Raw genomic sequence first — 22,006 nt, forward strand, 5'->3', positions numbered from 1 at the left:
CAAGAGCATAATTAATGAAACGACGACAGTTGATGGGCTATGCTGGGGCGGGGTTGGCCACAGCTTTCGTTACTACCTTGAGTTCTGAATCTCAAGCTGACGCACAATCTAGCAGTTTATCAGTTCAGTGGTTGGGTCATACTTGCTTTCTTTTTACTGGTGGCGGTGCGAAAATCCTTGTCAATCCATTTCGGTCGGTCGGCTGTACTGCTAAGTATCGTCCACCAAAAGTTGCAGCAGATTTGGTACTAATTAGCAGTCAATTGCTGGATGAAGGTGCTGTGGACGTGCTACCGGGAAATGCAAAACTCATCTACGAACCAGGAGTTTATGAGTTTAAAGGTATTAAGTTTCAAGGAATTGCCATAGACCACGATCGCAAAAGTGGTAAGCAATTTGGTTTAAATACTGCTTGGAGTTGGAAGCAAGCCGGAATTAATATCCTACACTTAGGCGGGGCTGCTGCACCCATTTCCATTGAGCAAAAAATCTTGATGGGACGGCCCGATGTGGCATTTGTTCCAGTGGGAGGCAGCGCAAAAGCCTACAATGCTCAGGAAGCAAAGCAAGCTATTCAAGTATTAAATCCCAAGCTGGTGATTCCAACCCATTATCGGACACAGGCGGCTGATGCTGCTAAGTGCGATATTTCACCACTTGATGATTTTTTAACCTTAATGCAAGGTATGAAAGTACGACGCAGCAATGGAGATAGTATCTCCATTAGCCCTAAAGATTTGCCAGAAAATGGGGAAATTCAGGTTTTGACTTACAAGTTTTAATTGTAGGAGATGAGGGAGCAGGAGAAAGAACTCCTAACTCCTAACTCTTAACTCCTACTTCTAACTTTTAGAACGTATACCACTGTCCACCAAGCTTATCTGCGTCGCCGATGGGATTCTCAACGGCTGTTGTCCCATCTATAGTCCAAATATTATCTGAACCTGCGGTCTGATCGCGCCAGTAGATATCGGTCTTACCATCGCCGTTGAAGTCACCAAGGGATGGTGTCAAGGCTGCGTTATTAGTTGGTAAGAAAGCTTCAGTAGCAACTGTTGTACCATCCATCAACCAAGCGGTGTTTGCACCAGTTGTGCCATTGTGCCAGAAGATATCAGTCTTACCATCACCGTTGAAATCACCAATTTTGGAAGTCCAGGATGAGTCAAGTGTTCCTAAAGCCCCTTCTGTGACTAAGATACCATTCATCGTCCAAACCTTGTTCTCACCAGTTTGAGCGTTTCTCCACAGAATGTCGGTCTTATAGTCGCCGTTGAAATCACCAAGGCTAGCAGTCCAGGCTGCGTCTTGTGATTGGAGGGCAAACTCAGTTTTTTGCGTACCATCCATAAACCAAGCGGTGTTATCGCCAGTTGTCTGATTGCGCCAGAAGATGTCACTCTTGCCATTGCCGTCGAAATCAACAATGCTAGGAGTTAATGCTGGGTCTGTAGTATCTAGAACAGTTGCACTCAGAACTGTGGTGCCATCCATCTCCCAAATAGCGTTCTCACCGGTCGTATTATTATGCCAGAAGATATCGGTTTTGCGATCGCCGTTAAAATCCCCAATCTGAGGAGTCCAAGCTGGATCGACGCTAGTTAGAGCAGCCGCAGTCGCAACTTTGGTTCCATCCATCAGCACAACGCTATTCTCACCGGTTGTCTTATTCCGTAACAAGAAGTCGGTTTTGCCATCAGCGTTAAAGTCAGCAATTTTGTAATCATAGGCTGATAGGTCATATTGACCCAGAGAACCCTGTTCAAGAACTTTTGTGCCATCCATCAACCGAATGATAATCTCACCGGTTGTAGAATCGACCCAAACTTTATCTGTTTTGCCATCACCGTTGAAATCAGGAGTAATGGCTGCACTGGTTAGGTAAGGATTAGGATTGGGATTTGATGATGTTTTGACAGGCTGGGTAGTTTGTTCATTTCGTAGTGCATAGGAGGAACTCTTACCCCCAAATCCCAAATCATAATTTAAATTCTCAAAAGAAGATGTCAAGATTTCTGATTTTTTGAAAGAGTCTGATGCCCATCCAGATGTATTTAAAGATAAAGGTGAGGAATTTGTATTTGCAGGCATGGTGTATTTTTATGATTGGTTGTCATATTCTTTTAACTTTTTTTGGAAATACTTTTCTGTAACGAAATAACATTTACTAATTTTTCAATATTTATTTACAACCATTTATTTTTTATAAATGTCAGTCTTTTAAGATAAATGTTTGTTTTAAACGATGCTAATAAATTATCCAGTCTTACATAAACAATTAAAAAAAGTTTTGCTGTATTTTATGTACATATAAATCTATAGGTTTACTATTTGATTTTTGAACGAAATTAGGTATTGTAGAGTGTGTTAGAACGAAGTTCGTAACGCACTCTTATCATGGGTTTGATACGTTACGCTGTCGCTAACACATCCTACGTATATTTTCAAAAATCAAATCGGATTCCTATAGTTTGATTTCTAATAAGCATATTGAGACTAAAACATTAAACACTTTATCTAAATAAGTCCCTTAAATCCAACCAAGTCATATATGATGATTTGTAGATATTCCATCTCTGATATCTATGTTTTGTGATATCTAAATATAGTTAAGTAGTTATACGAACAATATCTACACTAACTATCTATTGGTTACGTAAACGAGCGCTTTTTTTATTGTGGGTTGAGTAGACATAGTTTTTACAGTGTGTTTTTGAATTTATGAACTACCATAATTTAAATAAGATAAACGAGTAAAAAATTAATTATTTTCTGAATCTCCTAAAGTATTCGATAGCAACAAGATTTTTGAGTTATTTAAAACTTATAAAATCTGAGTTTTTCAAGAGAATTAATTATTTTTAAATGATTTATGATTTGAGTTTAAACAAATATTGGTTAGAATAACTTAGATTAGCAACTACCGAGAAGCACAAACTGTGCAATAGCTGGTTGCCCAAAGTGTAAAATAACACAATACTTTAATACATACATTTAGTTATGCAAGCAGAATATCGGCAGCGTCGCGAGCAGTTAATGGCAAAAATTGGTGATGGCACAGCTATTTTTCGCAGTGCGCCAATGGCAGTGATGCACAACGATGTCGAGTATGTTTATCGGCAAGACAGTGATTTTTTTTACCTGACTGGTTTTAATGAACCAGAGGCAGTAGCAGTGTTAGCGCCGCATCATTCAGAACATCGGTTTGTACTGTTTGTCCAACCGAAGGATCGCGAAAAGGAAGTATGGACTGGTTATCTTTCTGGGGTAGATGCAGCTAAGGAAATGTATGGTGCTGATGAAGCGTACCCCATTAGCGAGTTAGATGAAAAATTGCCGCAGTATTTGGAAAAAGCCAGGCGTATTTACTATCACTTAGGACGCGATCGCACTTTCAACGACCAAATCCTTACACATTACCAAAGTTTACTGCGGAGTTATCCTAAACGCGGTACAGGGCCTGTCGCGATTGAAGATACTGGCCCTGTCCTCAACAGCATGAGACTAATTAAAAGTGAAGCTGAATTGGAATTGATGCGTCAAGCCGTGGCGATCGCAGTCGAAGCACACAACTATGCACAAGAAATCACCGCACCTGGACGTTATGAGTATGAAATTCAAGCGGAGATGGAACGCATCTTTCGACTCAGGGGTGGAATGGGGCCAGCTTATCCTTCGATTGTGGCTTCTGGTGTGAATGCTTGCGTACTCCACTACATTGAAAATAATCGGCAAATGCAGGATGGAGAATTACTGCTAATTGATGCCGGTTGTGCTTACGGTTATTACAACTCTGATATTACCAGGACATTTCCTGTGGGGGGTAAATTTACGCCAGAGCAAAAGACACTGTATGAGATTGTACTAGAAGCGCAAAAACAAGCGATCGCTCAAATTAAACCAGGTAATCCCTTCAAATTAGTTCACGATACAGCAGTGCGCGTTATCGCCGAAGGTTTAGTTGAAATTGGTATCCTCAAAGGTGAAATTGATAAGTTAATTGAAGAAGAGAAATATAAACCATATTATATGCACCGCACCAGTCATTGGTTAGGTTTGGATGTTCATGATGTGGGAGTTTACCAACATGGTGAAGACAAACCACAGATTTTACAACCAGGCCAAATTTTGACAGTGGAACCGGGACTATATATTGTGCCAGATACCAAACTAGCAGAAGACCAACCAGAGACTGATCCTCGATGGGTTGGCATTGGTATTCGGATTGAGGATGATGTGTTAGTTACACCTGGTGGACATGAAGTGTTAACTGCGGGAGTTCCCAAGGCCGTGGATGAAGTGGAACGATAAAAATGGGGATGGTATGTACCATCCCTAAGATAATTTAAATCAAGAACAACCCTCAACAAATTCAACTTCTGGTAGTTTACCTGAGCGAAGCTGAGTGACACGCTTACCGTCAGTCTCGAATACCACACGATAGTTCTGATTAGAACGGTCTTTCGGGATAAATGTTAAGTAGTGTCCGCCTTGGACGTATTTATGAGGTGTGACTTTAATTTGTCCTGGGTAAAGAGACTTGATTTGCGCTTCGGTGTCGCCAATTTTTGCACCTTTAAGGGTAGTAATTTGGGTATTCTGCCGCACATCTACTCTAGAAATGCGACCTTTTGTAACCATAAACAAAAGATTTTTGGGTTCGTTTTGTGGCTTAACATAGTAGCAACTGTTATTCGGCGAATCTCCCGCTAGCTTAGTACCAGCAGCTTTTGCCGCTTGGGAAACAGTCATCCCAACTCTTACCTCTCCGATACCATTGATGAACAATTTCGATTTATTTGTCAGTTTCGCCTGTGCTAAAACTGTGCTGACAGTTAAAGAAGAAACTGCCAACGTTAAGGAAGCAAGAGTCAATAATTTAACTTTATTATTCATAAATTGTGCAAATAAAAGTGGGTATATTTTTGTATACAGCATCGATGCTGCCAGTTTCGGATTTTCAAGTTGTTGATTGGCGAAATTCTGATATTACTTCGATTAAACCAACGATATTACGGTTGAATTCAGGTAAATCTTCCGCAGGTATCCAATATTCCTGATGTATGGAACCGCCTACAGTTTTTACGGAGTAGCGGCTTAAAAACTCTGCACGCACCTGAAAACGTGTTACATAGCCGATGTATCCTGTGTCAGTACTTGCCGCATTCCAGTTACGGGCAATTTGTGCGGCGTATTCTTCGTTAAGTACTGGGTAGAAAATAGGCTGTTCAGGCAGTCGAGGAGGAAATTCGCGATCGCCACTTTCTTTAATCAAAGCCAGTTCTTTTGGCCCAATAGGACGGAAGAGTGCGATCGTTTCTCTATCGCCCTTGGGCAAAGGTTCTCGCGCTTGCACCCATGCCGTGGGAATACCTGACACACCTGTAGATAGCGCCACAATACCACCCGCGATCGCACAAGTAGTATCTCTATCTCCCAAGCCACTTACAGTTAACCACAGTGCTTCTTCGTAGTTATGAAGGTGCTGGGCAGCACACCATAGTGCAAAAGGTACTGTATCTTGTGCTGAGACATGAGTACCATTTCCCAGGAGAGTAGCTGCTGATTGCACTGATGTGTTTTCCGACAAATTCACAGCCTGATGAATTTTTGAACTTACCTCACTGTCTGGAACATAAGGTAAGACAAGGTTGAGAAAATCTTCTTTGCTGGGTAAAGAATCTTTGAGTCTCCACGCCCAAGCAGCAGCAACAGCTACGGCAATTGCACCAGCGATCGCTTCTGGATGGGTGTGAGTGATTTCGGCACTGGCTTGTGCTTGTTTGACAACTAAATCCAAATCTTCGGCAAAGAACGCCCCTATCGGTGCAACGCGCATCGCTGCTCCATTTCCATAAGAACCTTGTCCGTCAAACAGACTACTTGCCAATTTATGCCAAGATTCGCCATTGCGTATTTGCGTTAACAGCCTGTGCATTGCTGCACCATAACCCCGTTCGCTATCGTATTGTTTAGCAAAGCTTTGTGCGAGATAATCTTGGTTAATTTCCCCGTATTCTTGGAGAGTAGACACAATTGAGAGCGCCATCTGGGTATCGTCAGTGTAGTACCAAGGTGATGCTGGGATGGCACGGCTAACAATCAGACTTTCTACCACATCTGGATGCAGAAAAAATCGCTCTCCAAAAGCATCACCCACTGATAAACCTTCAAGGGAGGATTGAGCGCGAATTAGGCGAAGATCGTCAGTTGTTAACATAAGTCATTAATAATTGGTTTTTATCAACTAGGATCTTCCTCATCCATAGCTTTAAAAAGAGTATTTCCAGTTTGTTCATCTGCGATCGCTCCTTGATTATCTCCCAAATGACGACGAATTTGGCTACGCAATATATATGCTTCTGCTTCTTTAGGATTTAGCTGAATTACATAGTTAGCATCTGCGATCGCACCTTTGTAATCTTGGAGTTTTTGACGAGTATATCCACGAGAGATATAAGCGTAGGTATCTTTGGTATTCAATTTAATAATTTCGTTGTAATCAGCGATCGCTCCTTTATAGTCTTCCAGATGATTAAGAACTTGCGCTCGCTGGTAATAGATATCACTGACATTTTTGGGGTTAAGGCGCAAAATCTCGTTATAATCTTGAATTGCGCCTTTATAATCTTTTAATCTATTACGAAAGCTGGCACGAGTCCTACGATATTCAACATCGTCAGGTTTTAAGCGCACAATTTGGTCATAATCTGCTAGTGCGCCTTTATCATCACGCAATCCCATACGCGCCCGCGATCGCTTTATATAAAGATTAACATCATTGGGATTTGTACGTAAAGCAGCAGTTGCAAGCTCAATCTGTTGTTGTCTATTTTTTCTGATCTGCTCAATTCTTTGCTGAGAATTTTGAGAGTAATAACTCAATAACCTTACCCAGCTAGGAGCCATAGCTTGCAAAGTACCTACCATTCCACCTAACAAGGTTACACAGTATATAACTAATAGAAAAACTCTAGTTTTCCATTTACTACGGGATTCATGCTGCTGTTGAATCAATCCCTTGACTAAGGCGTATCTTTTACTGAAAGGCAAGTTTCCATATCCGAGTTGCTTCAGATACTTGAATATGAAATGCAGAATATTGTCCCGATCTATGGGTGGATTTAGTTGCAGTTCTTTTTGAAATTTCTGATTAATTTTAGCGCTGCGGAAGCTATTAGGGATACCCATAGCTATCAACATTGCAAATAACAACAGCATTGGTCTATCTTTTCCTAGAAATCCTAAGATAATCACACCAAAGACTTTAAATAAAACACCAATGTAAGGGAAACGAGAAAACAGCAGTAAATCAGCAATTTGTCCTCCATCTAGAGGATAAACTGGGAGGAGATTGAACAAGTTTAGAAATATCAGCGTCCAACTTATTTCTCGTACCCAATCAGGATAACCACTGCCAAAAGGTGCAAGGATCGCCAGCCCAATCCCCAAAATTAACCCTGGTAATGGCCCTGCTAAAGATATCCAAAACTTTTGGGTGAGTGTGGCATCATCTTTACGGGCAGTTGCTAAAGCGCCTAAAAACGGTACGAATAAAACAGAGGTATCACGATAGCCAAACAGTTTCATCGCCAATAAATGTCCGCCTTCATGGAAAAACAGTACAGCGATGAAGATCGCCACACTTTGTGGACTAAGAAAGCTTGTATAACTAGCAATGAACAACCCTAGACTACCAAACAAAAGCCAAGTGCGAAATTTTTTACCCACCAGACCAGTTTGGGTATACTCCATTTGTTTAAATCCCTCTACTTCCAGTTCTATAGGGATTTCTTGTAAAATGCTGGAATCAGTTTTGGCTTGTTGTCTGCGTTGCTTGATGATATTTGCTGCTTTCTTGTTACCCTGCGTCATTGGGTTAAGCGATCGCAGAACTGTTAACCAATGTATCTGAAATAACTCTGTTCCCTTGATTGGTGATATTTTCCCCGTCTTGGCTAAGTTCCTAACATAGCCACTCATCTGTATCTGTAGTGCTTGAGCAAAAGACTCTGGTGATAAACCACAAGGTGTTTTGCTGATAGTTAATTGTTTGAGACGATCTTGATGAGTTTGCCATTGTACTGATACTTCGCCAGTATAAACATCCTGAACAATAGTGTTGGGAAACTCACCTATAAGTCCATGCTGTTTGCCGTTGACAGTCAGCAATAAAGTTTTATCCTTAAAAAAAGTATAAAACTCTATATCGAATAAATTGACAGGTTCGGCTAAACGACGAATAACTACTGTGGCATAGCTTTTGAGTGCTTTGTGATATAAAAGAAGTTCCCAATTTGTTTGCTCATAGGCTTTGCTGATTGGTTGATATTGCAAATAGCTGCATGGAAGAAAGCCGAATTGCTCTAGTTCTTTAATGGGAGTTTGAAATAAATCTTTTAAATAGATAGGAACTGTATCAGTCTTGGTAATCTGGTACTTGGGATATTGAATCTGAGACTTGCAAAGTAGTAAAAAAAGAATGAGATAGCGAATAACAGTCAGTAAAACGTAAATTGCGATCGGGTAGATTAAGTATTGCATAGCAATATCAAATTTTTAACTATACTTAGTATTCCCTTACACTAAATAAAATAGCTTAGTATTAATACCTAAAATAAAAATGAGTATAGCCTTTTGACCATACCCATTTCAGTGATTTTAGAACAGTGGTTACAGTTGCGGTACGTACTGCTGCTTCTCAGGAACTTCAGCATACTCAGCCACAATCTGACGGAATTCTTCGCCGTCAATGGTTTCTTTTTCGATGAGCAAATCGACTAAGCGATCGGTAACAGTGCGATGATCTCGGACAATTTTCTTCGCATTTTCGTAGCATTCTTCCACGATCGCTCTGACTTGTCCATCAATGCGGGAAGCAATGGATTCGGAATACTCAGATCGAGTTGTCCAGTCACGACCCAAGAATACTTCACCCTGTTGGCTTTCCAATGAAAGTGGCCCTAAGTCGGACATTCCGAACCGAGTCACCATCTGCCGTGCCATTCCTGATAACTGCTGCAAGTCTCCACCAGCGCCAGTTGTGACTTCAGCAGCCCCAAAAATTACCTCTTCGGCGGCGCGACCACCCAAAGCACCAGTAATCCTAGCTTTCAACTGAGAACGAGAAATTAATCCCTGTTCTTCGTTGGGAGTAAACCAAGTTAAACCTTGTGCTTGTCCCCGTGGGATTAAGGTGACTTTTTGCACTGGGTCATGGTCTTTTAATAAAGTGCCAACTAAAGCGTGTCCGATTTCATGGTATGCAATTAAGCGCTTGCTCTTGCTATCTACCAAGGGAGTGCCTTCCATCCCAGCAACTACCCGATCAACTGCATCATCAACTTCGCGGAGGGTGATAGCTTCTTTGCGTCTTCTAGCAGTAAGAATTGCCGCTTCGTTGAGTAAGTTGGCTAAGTCAGCACCAGTGAATCCAGGAGTGCGACGAGCGATCGCATCAAGAGATACGCTAGCGTCTAGTTTCTTGTTCCGCGCATGGACTTGTAAGATTTCCAAACGTCCTTTGATATCGGGTGCATCAACTGTTACTTGTCGGTCAAAACGACCGGGACGCAACAAGGCTGAGTCTAGTACGTCGGGACGGTTGGTAGCAGCAATAATAATGATGCCTGTGTTACCTTCAAACCCGTCCATTTCGGTGAGCAACTGGTTGAGGGTTTGCTCTCTCTCGTCGTTACCGCCACCAATACCAGCGCCACGTTGGCGTCCAACAGCGTCGATTTCATCGATGAAGATGATACAGGGGGCGTTGTCTTTGGCTTTCTTGAACAAATCGCGGACGCGAGATGCACCCACACCAACGAACATTTCTACAAATTCTGAACCGGAAATACTGAAGAATGGTACACCTGCTTCGCCAGCGATCGCTTTTGCTAGTAAAGTTTTACCAGTTCCTGGAGGCCCAACTAGCAGCACTCCCTTGGGAATCCGTGCGCCTACAGCCGTAAATCTTTCTGGCTGCTTAAGGAAAGTGACGACTTCTTGCAATTCTTCCTTAGCTTCTTCAATCCCGGCCACATCGTCAAATTTGACTCCAGTTTTCGCTTCCATTTGGAAACGCGCTTTGGATTTGCCGAAGTTCATTGCTTGACCTGGCCCCCCGGGAAGGTTGCTAGAACGCCGGAACAAAAAGAACAGTCCGGTAATCAATAAAATTGGAAACACGAGATTGCCCAACAATCCCCAGATTGCGCCATCATTCCGCATGGGGTGAGCATCAAAACTAATATCTTTTTCTTTGAGCTTGCTAATTAACTCAGGAGCGTTAATAGGCAAATCTACCCGCCACCGTTGGACGCGATTTTCGATATCTGGATCGCGGGCTTCAATAATTGCTGTTCTACCGCCTTCGTACAGATCCACACTGCTGACGCGATCGCCGTCCAAGTATTCTAGAAAGCGACCATAAGTCATGCGGGTATTAGCTGTATTCTTGTTCATGTCAGTAGGAGCGCCTGCAAAAGCCCCCTGCCAGAAGAAAAAGCCAATTACCAAAGCCGGCAATGTCCAGAGTACTACGACTTTCCAAGAGAATTTCATCTTAATTTGCCTCTAGATGCCTATACAACTCGTTAGCCTTAGCAACCGAATGTTAAATCACTCTGTCACTTTAAGCTGTTAAACGGATGTCTATAAATCCATTTTGTTTAATCTGATCTCTTACATGCACTGCCATAAGGCGATTAGAGCATTATGGCAATGCCAACAAGAATCTTAATCAAAGTTAACTTAATTTTAATACAATATCGCACGAGAAAAGGGAGTGCAACGGGATGCAAAGCCACGGAGAATTTATCCACAAGGCTCCTCATGTCCTTCCAACCCCTCACAATCATCATATTTACGGTTAAGAGACGCGATTAATCGCGTCTCTACAAAAGCGATTATTGCCCTATTCCCCATTCCCTACTTAATTTCTGTAATTTTTAGAGTGTAAGGAAGGTACTTACCTTTTTCGTAGGAACCAACCCAAATCTGATAACTTCCAGGCAGCCATTCACCAATAATGCCGGCATTTTTGCCATCAAAATCGTCATTGCACCAAGTACCACCCGGCCCCTTAATAATGAGCGTGGTGTCTTCAGGACTTTGCACTTGCAGCTTCAGGTAGTCAAATTTACTTGTTAGTGCTAATGTGTGGTCTGGTGTTTCATCAACAAATCCGGTACAAGGGCCAGTGGCTGTTTCGCTTCTCCCACCGACTTTACTCCCAGATATTGAACCACCACTCATCCCGCGAACTGTCAAGGGGTCTGGCGAAAACTGAGGGCCAATGTTGACATCTCCAAATATCGTTGGCGCTTCCTGAGCATCCGTCACAGCGTTAACTGTCGATGTGATGAAGAGCGTAACTATCATCAACGATAATCTCATCCCTCTATTGAGCGCTTTTGTCGGCATTGTAATTACGTTCGCTTCTAAGTGTTTTTGAAGACATGAATTTTACACACCAAGTTCCCAAGATGAGGAGAATTGACTACCTATTTTAGATTTAAATTTAGGGATAATTCATTAGTAATTAGTCAATGATTTCTTGTTCTTATAGTTGCTCTACCTTATGGATAGGGGCGCACAAATGTGCGCCCCTAAAATCTAAAATATTTCTAAAGTTCGGAAATAATTGCTAATTAGCTTCTGTTATTGCTCTACTCAAGCGCGACTTGTCTAAACCAATCTGATTTAGTAGTAACCAAGATTGAATGAGGTCGGGGCCATGAACATCTCCAGTTAAGGCTGCTCGGAGCGATCGCATTACCAAGCCTTTTTTGACTTTTTGCTCTTTCACCACTTGTTTGATAATATCCTGCGCGGCGGCTTCCGACAGTTGCGGCTGATTTTCTAAAGCTGTGACAATCGCCTCAAGGACAGCATTAGAACCTTCTTGCTTGAGTTGTGTACTACCTTCTTCGCTAAATTCAACTGTATCGCTAAAAAACAGTTGGCTTTGAGGTACTGCATCTACTAAACGAGTCAAACTTTGGCTAATTAAAGTTACTAGCTGCTCTAACCAAGAGCGTTCTCTTCCACCATCAAATTTATACCCAGCCGCTTCCCAAAAGGGTATGAGTAAATCTGTGAGTTTATCTACTGGCGTATGGTGGATATACTGACTATTCAACCAATCTAGCTTGTCCCAGTCAAATTTTGCACCCGCTTTATTTACACGCTCAAAGCCAAACTCCTTGGCTGCTGTTTCTAAGGTAAATATTTCTTGCGTCGAGTCTGGTGGCGACCAACCCAGCAATGTCATATAATTTACCAAGCCTTCAGCAGTAAAGCCCATTTGCTGAAATTCAGAAATAGAAGTAACTCCATCCCGCTTAGAAAGCTTGCGCCCTTCCATGTTCAAAATTAGCGGTGTGTGGGAAAATTCTGGAATTTTTGCACCCATTGCTTCATACAGCAAAATTTGCTTGGCGGTGTTGGCAATATGGTCTTCTCCGCGAATCACATGAGTGATTTGCATATCAATGTCATCCACTACAACGACAAAGTTATACAGTGGTTGACCGCTACCCTCTTCTGAGGCGCGGGCGATAACCATATCACCACCTAAATCGCTACCTCGCCAAGACATTTTTCCCCTTACTAGGTCATTCCAGACAATTTCCCGCCCATCTTCGATTTTGAAACGAATTACAAAAGAACGACCTTCTGCTTCATAAGCGGCGCGTTGTTCTGAGGTGAGGTTGCGGTGACGGTTATCATAGCGGGGAGCTTCGCCTCTAGCTTTTTGGGCTTCTCTTAGCGCCTCTAGTTCTTCAGAAGTGGTGTAGCAGCGATAGGCTAATCCTGCATCTAGCAGTTTTTGCACTGCTTCTTTATAAAGATCCAGGCGTTGGGATTGAAAAAATGGCCCTTCATCCCAGTTCAGCCCTAGCCAGCGCAGTCCTTCAAGAATATTGTCGGTGTATTCGGGACGCGATCGCTCTAGGTCTGTATCTTCTATTCGCAGAATAAACTTCCCGCCCTGGTGACGGGCAAATAGCCAGTTAAATACAGCCGTTCTAGCTGTACCAATATGTAAATTTCCGGTTGGACTCGGCGCAATACGGACTCTAACAGTCACAGTTAATTCTCTCTTTTGCAAAGCATGATAAATGTAGCTTATATTCAAACCCTGAATTCTGAGTCAATCTCTTTGAATTCAAAATCCAAAATCACCGAAATGAACTTCGGTGATTCGCTATCTATAAATTTAGAACGGGACTGACGGGGCTCGAACCCGCAACTTCCGCCGTGACAGGGCGGTGCTCTAACCAATTGAACTACAGTCCCTTGTTTGTCAACTTTGCTATTATCACTATTTTTTTCTGACTTGTCAAGTGTTTTGGAGTGGGAAATTAAGAATCATTTTTGCCCCGTCTCTCTCAGGTGCGAATTTACCGTTAAAACCTTGATAAAACAACCTGGGGCTTGGATTCCAGATGTTGCAATATCCGGGATTGCATTTGTTTGTACTGCTGCTTTAATAGCTGTTTGCTCAATTGGGGCTGAGAAGTTGGTGGTAGACGATGAGCCTGTTGCACCCAGGTTTTCAACATTTGTCGCTGAGTTAGTTCAATAGGACTGCTGAGAACGCTGGTGCAGGAATGTGGTGCTTCCAGAGGAAAGAAAATCAAAGGATAGTGTTCATTTTCAGCCAGTAAACTTACCAGCCTAAGATTTTGAGGATTTTGCATATCTAAGTAGCACGGTAGCCACTTAGGAGTCAATTGCCGATTGTAGAGTACAGTCACCCACAACAGCATTGGGTGAGGGGATGTCATGAAGATAAACTGGTTATAACGGTTAGAAACCGTATAGTTTTTGATTTCTTGTTTAGGTAACATTAACCATAGTGCTGTTATAGATCCTTGTGGGGTATCTATCAGCTGGGGAAAAACAATTTCTTGAATTGGTTTATTTTGAGGCCACAAAAGTTGCCGACAGCTTTCTTCTACTGTGATTGCTAATCCCGAATCTAAGGGACGGCTAAGGATAGAATTAGAAGCTAAATTTGTAGGTAAGCCAGGACAATCTGACTGTTCTAAACTATTTAATACTTGCAAAATTTGAGCGATATTTTGTGGGCGATCGCTTGCCTTTTTTGCAAGACAAGACATGATTAAATTATTTAGCTTCTGAGGTATTTTCAGAGTAGGTTTAACATCTGCGATCGTTTTTGGTGCTTCAAAGTGATGTGCTTTATACCAAGCACCAAAGTAATCCGTTTCGGGTTCCCAGGGTTTTTTCCCTGTGAGCATTTCAAACATCATTGCACCCAGACTGTAAATATCAGAACGACTATCTAATTTTTCCCCATCTAGCTGTTCTGGAGAACAGTAAGGCAAAGTGCCATTAAATCCTCTACTTGTACTGGCTGTTGATGCATAATTTAAAAATCTAGCAATTCCAAAATCGAGGATTTTAACTAACTGACCCAATATTGGATCGGGAATAACTAATATATTGGCAGGCTTGATATCTCGATGAACTAACGGACAAATTTTTCCATCAACGTTAATACCTTGATGGGCGCACTGTAAGCCTAAACAAATTTGGCGAGAGAGAGTCAAAAATATCGACAATGGTAGCGGAATTAAATCTTTTAAACTTTTACCACTTAGATATTCCATGACATAATATGGTTTTCCTTTTTCATTTACACCATAATCATACGCCCGCACTATATGTAAGCTCTTTTGACTCAAAGCCGCACTCATTAAAGCTTCACGAGCAAAATCTTGTTGCATCTTGCTATCGACAACAGTCTGAGTCAAAAACTTGATAGCAACTGGTATACCTCCTAACAAAATATCATTTGCTAAGAAAACTTCACCCATACCACCGCTACCAATTAATTGCTTGAGTTGATAACGATTAGCAAGCAAGCCCGTACTATTTGGAGATATAAATGGGCTTTTATTCACTTTATTCACCTCTGCTACTGAGTCTATTTAAAGATAGCAATACACACATAAGAATATGCTTAGGTAATGGTGGTAAGTTTTTTGATTTTGAGCCGCAAACTTTCAAGAATGTGATAAAAGCTTAAAAAAAATCTCAAAAAATTTAGCCATCCAATTTTTTAAACCTTCTTTCTCAGCTTTTTGATCTGCGGCTAACTTTTGTAAAATGTCTAATTTCAATTTTTCGTACTCTGTTTTTAGAAGAGTTTTGGCTTGATTAGACAAAATTAACTCATTTGACTGTTGACTCATATCTAGCCAATCTAGAAGTTGCTGGCGCTGATTAGCTGTGAGGCTTAAAGTCGTGACATGAGAGCAACGGTTTGGATCTTCTAGGGGAAAAAATAGTAGATGATAATACCCTACCTCTGCTAAACTTCGTGCTATGTTCTGTCCTTTATTATCTTTCAAATCTAGAAAATAAGGTAGCCACTTAGTCATAGAAGGCTGGGCATCGTATAGGACTGTTATCCACAATAACATCGGGTACACGTTAATTTGACTAATAAATTCAGTGCCATGTACTTTATCCAAAAATTTTGTAATTTCTTGTTTGGGCAACATTGCCCAAAAAGTTGGTATAGGTCTTTGAGGAGTTTGTAGTAAATGGGGAAAACCAATTGCACCAATTGGCTTATTTTTAGGCCAGTTTTTCTGCAAACACTCTTGTTCTGACAATAAAGTTGCAGGGACTAATTGAACCGGAAGTGGGAGTTTAATAATTTCACTACTCTTGTTAGGAATAACATCCTTAATCTGATTATTAACTTTTTCTAATTCTTCTAATATTTGGTTAATATTTTGCGGGCGATCGCTTACTTCTTTCGCTAAACAACTCATCAATAATTTTTGTAATACTTGCGGTATTTTAACTTGCGGGTTCACTTCTTCAACTGTAGGTGGCATTTGAAAGCGATGCGCTTGATACCAAGTACCAAAAGAGTTACTTTTTGTCTGAAATGGATGTTTTCCTGTCAGCATTTCAAACATTAGTACTCCCAAACTATAAATATCAGAGCGTACATCTAGCAATTTACGCCCTTCCATGTGTTCTGGAGAACAGTAAGGTAAACTGCCAATAAAAGAATCTGTCAGAGTCATCCCACTTCGTTCTGTTAAAAATTTGGCAATGCCAAAATCTAGTATCTTAACAATTTCTCCTTGTTTACTATCTTCACTAAGGAATATATTTTCGGGTTTTATATCTCTGTGAACAATGGGATAAATCTCTCCTTTGAGGCTGATACCTTGGTGGGCGCATTGTAAGCCTAAACAAATTTGATTACAAATCTCCAAAAACTTGGATATTGTTAAGGGTTTAATTTTAAGAATTTGTTTGAGATTTTTCCCTTGGAGGTATTCCATTACAAAAAAAGGGGTTTTATCTTCAGTAACGCCATAACTTAAAATGCGAACAATATGTTTACTTTTACGCCCCAATTGAGCGCCAATAAAAATTTCTCTGGCAAAGCGTTGGGACATTTGCTGATTTGCCAAACTGAGTGATAAAATTTTGATTGCGATCGGCATAGCACCTTTAGCACTATCTTCTGCTAAATAAACTCTCCCCATCCCCCCTTTGCCGATCAAATCTCTGATTAAATAGCGATTATTTAAAAATTGCCCAATATAATCGTCTAATTCTGCTTTTTGCCCTACCATATTCTCAGTTTTTTTTTGTGGCATAAAAATCATTTATGAAAAATATTGTTGGCAAATTACTTTAATAAGTATAGTTAAGCGCTAATTTTAAATCTAAAAAAATATCATAATTTGTAGGAAATTAATCATCCACCGCCATCAAGGTTAATCTGCTTGCAAAATTTTCTAAACATTATGTAACATATTTATTAAGGAATATGGCTGAGAAATTACACGGAAACTACGAATAGGCTAGATAAAGTTGCCTAATAGATTCCGTGAATACACAGGAATAAGTAAATAGCATTAAAGGTGCTATATCTCTGTACAGTTAGCGGTTGAGATTCAGTAGTAATCGCCGAAATAATCTACTCAGTGGTGTTTCAATTTTCATTTTAAAGGCTAGTATTTGAGTCCGTTGCAGTGAGTTAAAATTGTTATCGCTCACAAGAATTAATGATTGTTGACCATCGGGTAGTTTGGGGCCAAGAGTTAAGCCTTCAATGTTGTCTAGCAGTACATTTAGGCTTCTCAAATCTAACAGTAGTTTTTTATAAACTGGTTTAATATTTTTCGAGTCAACTGCTAAAAGGCTATCAATATTGTGAATATCATCAGATCCTTCTAAAGAAACTTGAAACAAGGAAATAGCAAATCCTAAACCAGTAAAAGACCGTTCTAAAGTTAGGAAGTGTCCTTGATTATCGAGAGCAAGTAAATCAGGTAATCCACTAGCGAATTTGCCAGTCAGATTTAAAAAGGGTGAAACGGCTTCTGTTTGGTAAAGGAATTCTTTTTCTGGCTGGTTATTAAGCAAGTTATATTGCAAAATGCGGCAAGGACTACCGATGTTAGGTTTGGCGGCAACACCATCTTGAATTAAAGCATTTTCGGTAGCTGTAAATAGATGGTTTTTATCGGGTGTGATAGTAAGGCTTTCAAAAGCCAAATTGTTGCGGATACCTTGTTTACCACTTTTATCTGGCAAAAATTTGTTTGGGATGGTAAATGTCGTAATTTCTTTGCCAGAAGATAGTGAAAACTCTTTAATAAAAGGATTAATTAGTTTTGCCACATCGCCCTCAGAAGAAATAAACACAGTTGATTTATTAGTTAAGGCAATACCTTCTGTATCAGTTTCACCAGGGCGAAATGTTTGACCCTTTTCATTTAATAATGTGGTAACATTGACAGGAATAACTCCACCTTTTTGCAGATAACCCTTACTTAAGTCTATTTTTAGGGTGTAGAAACGGGCAGCAGCTTTTTGTCCCCGATCGTCAGAAATAGCATAATAAAGGTTGTTTTTTGCATCATAGCTAATTCCAGACAAGCCTCCTAATTCAGCTTTTTTAAAAATTAAACCTTTGGGCAAAGTAGCTTCACCGATAAACTCTATGCTACTAATTTCAACAGATTTTAATGATAATTTATTAAATAAAAAAATGATGCCTAAAATTACAATTAAGAATAAAATAATTAGTGGAATAGGGAAGACTTTTTTAATTAGTTTCATAGATGCTTTTGTTAAAGTTGGAATATAATCTTGATTTTAGTGTCATAAGTGCTATAACCAAAAATAGCAACAGCTACCTCCAATTTATCAAGCGATCCAGGAAATTTAGCGCTGATAAATATCTGTTGCAAATATAAACAGATTACATCAACCTTAGCCCCTACTTAACCCGACTGCAAAGCAAAATTTAATTAGTACAATTTAAGGTAGTATTCACACTTGCCAAGCAAAAAGCGATCGCAACATAGAAAACATTCATCGGTAACGCAGATATGGGGTTAGTAACCAGCCAAATCGGATCTTCAGTGTTGGTTGCTCAATACCCACTCAATAGCAAAACACCATTTTTCGTCACAACAGCCTTGTAATGGAGCGTTGTTGCTGGAGTGCTAATCGGTATAATAGCCTGGATATTCTTTAAAAATTCGCAGCTAATCACTCTTGCCTTAGCGTCCTTTGCGGTTCGATATTCTAAACCATGTCCACTCAACCTATAATCCAAAGCATATATACCGATGGCGCTTGTACCGGGAACCCTGGCCCTGGCGGTTGGGGAGTTGTCGTCTACTTCAGCGATGGCTCAATCCACGAAATGGGCGATGCATCCCCTCATAGCACCAATAATAAAATGGAAATGCAAGCTGCGATCGCAGCCCTCCAATTCCTGCAAACATCTCAACAAGCTGAACCAATTACGCTCTATACCGATAGTGAATACCTGATTAACTGCGTTACTAAGTGGGTGAAAGGCTGGAAAAAGAAAGGCTGGAAAAAGTCAGATGGTAAACCCGTCCAAAACCAAGAGCTTTTGGAAACTCTTGATGAACTCAATACTCAACAGGTAAAATGGCAACACGTCCGGGGACATTCTGGTAACATAGGTAACGAACGTTGTGATGCGATCGCTCGCACATACGCCAGTGGCAAAATCCCTTCCCTACAACAACTAACTCCTGCAAATTTTTATCAATCTTTACCTTCCAGAAATGAACTAAATGTAGCAAAAGTAGCTGATTATGAAAAAAACTCTCGAATAATTAACCAAAGTCCGCAAGAAATCAGTACTTCTGCACCAGAAATAACCATTATGGAACCATCAACCGGGCCAACTGCGGCCACAACCGATGAAAAACCGCCAGAAATTAGGGTTTCGCAACTCCGCAGCTTGGTCGAAACTCTGCGTATCGCTGACGAAATTTCAGAAAAAGGCTACTTAATCACCAGTTCTGAGTTAGCAGACTTGATGGATGTCCACGCCAGCGCTGTTACCAGTCGGGGAGATCAATGGCGCTGGCGAAACTGGATAGTGTCACGGGTACGCCGTGAAGGAAATCAAATTCTTTGGGAACTGGAACGCGGGGATCGAGTAGGAGGTGAAGAGGAGTAGGGAGACAAGATGGGGAATTTTTTCAATATCCAATTCCCAATTCCCGACTATATTATATATTTGCGTCCTCGCCACTCGCGTGGCTTGCGGAACGCAGATAAGAAAATTCGCAGCACAGCTAAGGGATCGGCTAAAGGGGAAAGCCAGAATAACCAACCGCCTTTAGCACTTTTGCGATCGTAAGAGGGTGCGATCGCAATTAGCATCGCAAAGCGAATCACCACCAAGAATAAATTCAGTCCCAGCAGAAGAAGTGGGGGAGTAGGTAGAGACGCGATTAATCGCGTCTCTAGCAAGTATGAAAATTGGGAAGAAATCAATAAAAAAGTGAGGACAATTAAAAGGGGTAGACCTTGAACAGATGTGAGTAGCCATAAATCTCCCCACAATTGCGAACGAGAAGTTGCATCTTTGAGGTCGAGACTGCGCCCCCACTCCTTCCACGTCTCCATCGCCCCTTCATACATCCGTACCTTCAGCACCTTTGCCCCATCTAAAAATCCCACCTTATACCCAAGAGTTGCAATATTTCGTGCCAAGGTGACATCATCACAAAAAGAACTACTTGCACTGCTATAGCCACCCACAGCAGCTAAAACGGAGCGACGACACAAAAAACACTGTCCATTTGCCATCACCCGTTCAGGCTGCTCTGCATTGATCCCAGCAGGGTCAAATCGGTAAAGCAGAGTCATCAACAAAGCTGGTTGTAGCCAGCACTCTCCTGGATATTTAAGGATAAACTGAGGTGAAAGGGAAACCAAGTCATAACCTTGTGCTTCGGCTGTTTTTACTAAAGCAGCAACCAAACCAGGATGTGGTTGAATATCAGCATCTAGTCCCAGAAACCACTGACTACCTTCAGAACTATATAGAAAACCGTTATGCAACGCCCAAGGCCGTCCCACCCAACCAGAGGGTAAGGGATCGTCTATCATCACGCGAAAGCGCGGATCTTTTTGCTGTATCGCTTTTACTAAGTCGGGTGTCCCATCACTGGAATTGCTGTCTACAACAATAATTTCCCGAACTTCATAACTTTGCTGACTTAAACCAGCCAACAGAGGGCTAATACGAAGCGCCTCGTTCAATGTGGGAACAACGACGCTAACCCTACCTAAAAGCTCTGGTGTCGGCTGTTGCGGTTCTATTGGGGGCAGCCGTCTTGGCCCCTTTAGCAGACGCGAAAACAGAATTGCCGTTGCTGGTACTTGGATAAGTAGCAATAAAAGTGATATGGCACTTTCTACTATCAAAGCGTTGTCTACTGTTGTCAAAATACTTATCAATTAAAAGTGCGACTATACAAAATAAATGGGCATTGGGCATGGGTATGGGGCATTGGTTATTCCCCTCCCTAGTCCCCAGTCCCCAATCTCTAGACTATTTCAAGGCAACTTCAACCTTTGCTACTGATACTTCTTTGCTTATTGGTTCAACAGCAACTTGAGTAGGTTTGGTTGAACTCCTTAACCACAGCGCCACGGCGGGAACCACACCAAGAAATAAGCCGAGTAATACAGGAATAGAGAACCCAGCTGCCAAACTTAGTCCGGCGGCGAAGGCAAAATTAGTTAAATAAACGACCAAGGGTAGATTAAGTTGCGATCGCTCTAATTTAATCGATGTATTTCTCCACAACAAGCCTGCCACACTCATAAACAGGGCGCTAGTGCCAAACCAACCTGCATAGTTCTGGTAAGGTGTCCCAAAGAAAGCCCCTGGTTGTTCCCAATACCAAAAAGGCAGAGAAGTTTGACTCATAGCTGGCTCAAGGGCAAAATCCCAGCAAGTGAAGAGTAAAGCACCAACGGCTATAGCTGCAATATGGCGACCCCAACTGGGTTTTTGAGCCACTTGCAAACCAGTTCTCGCAATTAAATAAGACGACAGCCCAACATAGAACCAAGACAAAGGAATTGTGAAAGGAACTAGCCCCGCAATCTTATAACCCAAGCCACTCAAGTAGCTATAATCACCAAATGGAAAACCTGTGCTGGTTCCCAGTAGTTCACTTCCCAAAGAGATAAACATAGCCGGCAGCATAAATGCTAGCCAAGTTCCCAATCCTAGCGTCCGGTAGGCATAAATAGAGACAGCTATTGTCCCTAAGATGATATCAACTACACCACCGCCAGCCATACTTAACTGTACGGCAGTTTCTCCAACCTGCGATAAGTTGAAAATTATTTCGGCATTAGGTACGACCAGTAGCATCCCTACCAGTCCAAAGGCTTTTGACACGATATGACCAATCAGGCATACGCGTTCAGCAATAACAAGTTGTCTCATGATAATTCCTTAACAAGATGTGACACGCGGCTACTCGGCTGCTAACAGTTTACAAATGTTTAACAACATATTTAAATACTTTGTGCCGCAATTTTCTACAAACTTGTTTGACTTTCTTGGGAAGAGCATAAGAGGATGTTTAATTGAAGCTATAAGAAATATGATGATAAACCTACTAGTGTAAGCTATATACTCAAA

Annotated in this window: 15 protein-coding genes and 1 tRNA gene; 3 read left to right on the forward strand and 13 right to left on the reverse strand. The window is 41.3% G+C overall.

The window, feature by feature from the left end:
• The first annotated feature begins 14 nt into the window (after window positions 1-14).
• Window positions 15-782, forward strand: coding sequence for an MBL fold metallo-hydrolase (locus CDG77_RS12220; RefSeq protein ID WP_094329636.1), 768 nt, complete (start codon window positions 15-17; stop codon window positions 780-782).
• Window positions 783-849: 67 nt separating this feature from the next.
• Here CDG77_RS12220 and CDG77_RS12225 read toward each other — a convergent pair whose 3' ends face one another.
• A complete protein-coding gene (locus tag CDG77_RS12225; protein WP_094329637.1) occupies window positions 850-2,091 on the reverse strand; it encodes an FG-GAP repeat domain-containing protein in 1,242 nt (413 codons plus the stop codon).
• Window positions 2,092-3,000: 909 nt separating this feature from the next.
• Between CDG77_RS12225 and CDG77_RS12230 the strand changes: the two genes are divergently transcribed.
• Window positions 3,001-4,311, forward strand: coding sequence for an aminopeptidase P N-terminal domain-containing protein (locus CDG77_RS12230; protein WP_094329638.1), 1,311 nt, complete (start codon window positions 3,001-3,003; stop codon window positions 4,309-4,311).
• 39 nt (window positions 4,312-4,350) lie between these two features.
• Here CDG77_RS12230 and CDG77_RS12235 read toward each other — a convergent pair whose 3' ends face one another.
• The 10 genes from CDG77_RS12235 to CDG77_RS12280 all read right to left on the reverse strand — a co-directional run bounded on the left by CDG77_RS12235 (window position 4,351) and on the right by CDG77_RS12280 (window position 18,129).
• The gene (locus CDG77_RS12235; RefSeq protein ID WP_190233964.1) at window positions 4,351-4,896 is read right to left on the reverse strand and encodes a hypothetical protein; all 546 of its coding nucleotides are present in this window, start codon (window positions 4,894-4,896) and stop codon (window positions 4,351-4,353) included.
• 64 nt (window positions 4,897-4,960) lie between these two features.
• Entirely contained in the window at window positions 4,961-6,220 is a 1,260-nt protein-coding gene (locus CDG77_RS12240; RefSeq protein WP_094329640.1) for an ADP-ribosylglycohydrolase family protein, read from the reverse strand.
• Between the two features lie 23 nt (window positions 6,221-6,243).
• A complete protein-coding gene (locus CDG77_RS12245) occupies window positions 6,244-8,544 on the reverse strand; it encodes a site-2 protease family protein (protein WP_143857012.1) in 2,301 nt (766 codons plus the stop codon).
• A gap of 129 nt (window positions 8,545-8,673) precedes the next feature.
• Window positions 8,674-10,560 carry an ATP-dependent zinc metalloprotease FtsH2 gene (gene ftsH2, locus CDG77_RS12250; protein ID WP_094329641.1) on the reverse strand — a complete coding sequence of 629 codons (1,887 nt, stop codon included), beginning with the start codon at window positions 10,558-10,560 and terminating at the stop codon, window positions 8,674-8,676.
• A 366-nt stretch (window positions 10,561-10,926) separates the two neighbouring features.
• Entirely contained in the window at window positions 10,927-11,421 is a 495-nt protein-coding gene (locus CDG77_RS12255) for a hypothetical protein (protein WP_094329642.1), read from the reverse strand.
• 223 nt (window positions 11,422-11,644) lie between these two features.
• Window positions 11,645-13,090: a glutamate--tRNA ligase gene (gene gltX / locus CDG77_RS12260; RefSeq protein WP_094329643.1), complete on the reverse strand. Its 1,446-nt coding sequence runs from the start codon at window positions 13,088-13,090 to the stop codon at window positions 11,645-11,647.
• A gap of 135 nt (window positions 13,091-13,225) precedes the next feature.
• Window positions 13,226-13,299, reverse strand: a tRNA-Asp gene (locus CDG77_RS12265).
• A gap of 110 nt (window positions 13,300-13,409) precedes the next feature.
• A complete protein-coding gene (locus CDG77_RS12270; RefSeq protein ID WP_094329644.1) occupies window positions 13,410-14,933 on the reverse strand; it encodes a serine/threonine protein kinase in 1,524 nt (507 codons plus the stop codon).
• Window positions 14,934-15,035: 102 nt separating this feature from the next.
• The gene (locus tag CDG77_RS12275) at window positions 15,036-16,658 is read right to left on the reverse strand and encodes a serine/threonine protein kinase (protein ID WP_442946417.1); all 1,623 of its coding nucleotides are present in this window, start codon (window positions 16,656-16,658) and stop codon (window positions 15,036-15,038) included.
• A 286-nt stretch (window positions 16,659-16,944) separates the two neighbouring features.
• Complete coding sequence (locus tag CDG77_RS12280; protein WP_094329645.1) at window positions 16,945-18,129, reverse strand: esterase-like activity of phytase family protein; 1,185 nt, start codon at window positions 18,127-18,129, stop codon at window positions 16,945-16,947.
• Window positions 18,130-18,607: 478 nt separating this feature from the next.
• Here CDG77_RS12280 and rnhA point away from each other — a divergent pair, with 478 nt between their 5' ends.
• Window positions 18,608-19,516, forward strand: coding sequence for a ribonuclease HI (gene rnhA / locus CDG77_RS12285; RefSeq protein WP_094329646.1), 909 nt, complete (start codon window positions 18,608-18,610; stop codon window positions 19,514-19,516).
• 47 nt (window positions 19,517-19,563) lie between these two features.
• On the opposite strand, the gene cruG is transcribed toward rnhA, so the two are convergent.
• Complete coding sequence (gene cruG, locus CDG77_RS12290; RefSeq protein ID WP_442946418.1) at window positions 19,564-20,793, reverse strand: 2'-O-glycosyltransferase CruG; 1,230 nt, start codon at window positions 20,791-20,793, stop codon at window positions 19,564-19,566.
• A 106-nt stretch (window positions 20,794-20,899) separates the two neighbouring features.
• Window positions 20,900-21,808, reverse strand: a complete 909-nt coding sequence (cruF, locus tag CDG77_RS12295) for a gamma-carotene 1'-hydroxylase CruF (RefSeq protein ID WP_094329647.1) — start codon at window positions 21,806-21,808, stop codon at window positions 20,900-20,902.
• Between the last annotated feature and the right edge of the window lie 198 nt (window positions 21,809-22,006).

The organism is Nostoc sp. 'Peltigera membranacea cyanobiont' 213, from assembly GCF_002245975.1.
Taxonomy (GTDB): Bacteria; Cyanobacteriota; Cyanobacteriia; order Cyanobacteriales; family Nostocaceae; genus Nostoc.

What these genes read in the sequence shown, in the direction of transcription:
- CDG77_RS12220 (WP_094329636.1), top strand. Translation starts at nt 15, where the DNA reads ATGAAACGACGACAGTTGATGGGCTATGCTGGGGCGGGGTTGGCCACA.
- CDG77_RS12225 (WP_094329637.1), bottom strand. Translation starts at nt 2,091, where the DNA reads ATGCCTGCAAATACAAATTCCTCACCTTTATCTTTAAATACATCTGGA.
- CDG77_RS12230 (WP_094329638.1), top strand. Translation starts at nt 3,001, where the DNA reads ATGCAAGCAGAATATCGGCAGCGTCGCGAGCAGTTAATGGCAAAAATT.
- CDG77_RS12235 (WP_190233964.1), bottom strand. Translation starts at nt 4,896, where the DNA reads ATGAATAATAAAGTTAAATTATTGACTCTTGCTTCCTTAACGTTGGCA.
- CDG77_RS12240 (WP_094329640.1), bottom strand. Translation starts at nt 6,220, where the DNA reads ATGTTAACAACTGACGATCTTCGCCTAATTCGCGCTCAATCCTCCCTT.
- CDG77_RS12245 (WP_143857012.1), bottom strand. Translation starts at nt 8,544, where the DNA reads ATGCAATACTTAATCTACCCGATCGCAATTTACGTTTTACTGACTGTT.
- ftsH2 (WP_094329641.1), bottom strand. Translation starts at nt 10,560, where the DNA reads ATGAAATTCTCTTGGAAAGTCGTAGTACTCTGGACATTGCCGGCTTTG.
- CDG77_RS12255 (WP_094329642.1), bottom strand. Translation starts at nt 11,421, where the DNA reads ATGCCGACAAAAGCGCTCAATAGAGGGATGAGATTATCGTTGATGATA.
- CDG77_RS12275 (WP_442946417.1), bottom strand. Translation starts at nt 16,658, where the DNA reads ATGCCACAAAAAAAAACTGAGAATATGGTAGGGCAAAAAGCAGAATTA.
- CDG77_RS12280 (WP_094329645.1), bottom strand. Translation starts at nt 18,129, where the DNA reads ATGAAACTAATTAAAAAAGTCTTCCCTATTCCACTAATTATTTTATTC.
- rnhA (WP_094329646.1), top strand. Translation starts at nt 18,608, where the DNA reads ATGTCCACTCAACCTATAATCCAAAGCATATATACCGATGGCGCTTGT.
- cruF (WP_094329647.1), bottom strand. Translation starts at nt 21,808, where the DNA reads ATGAGACAACTTGTTATTGCTGAACGCGTATGCCTGATTGGTCATATC.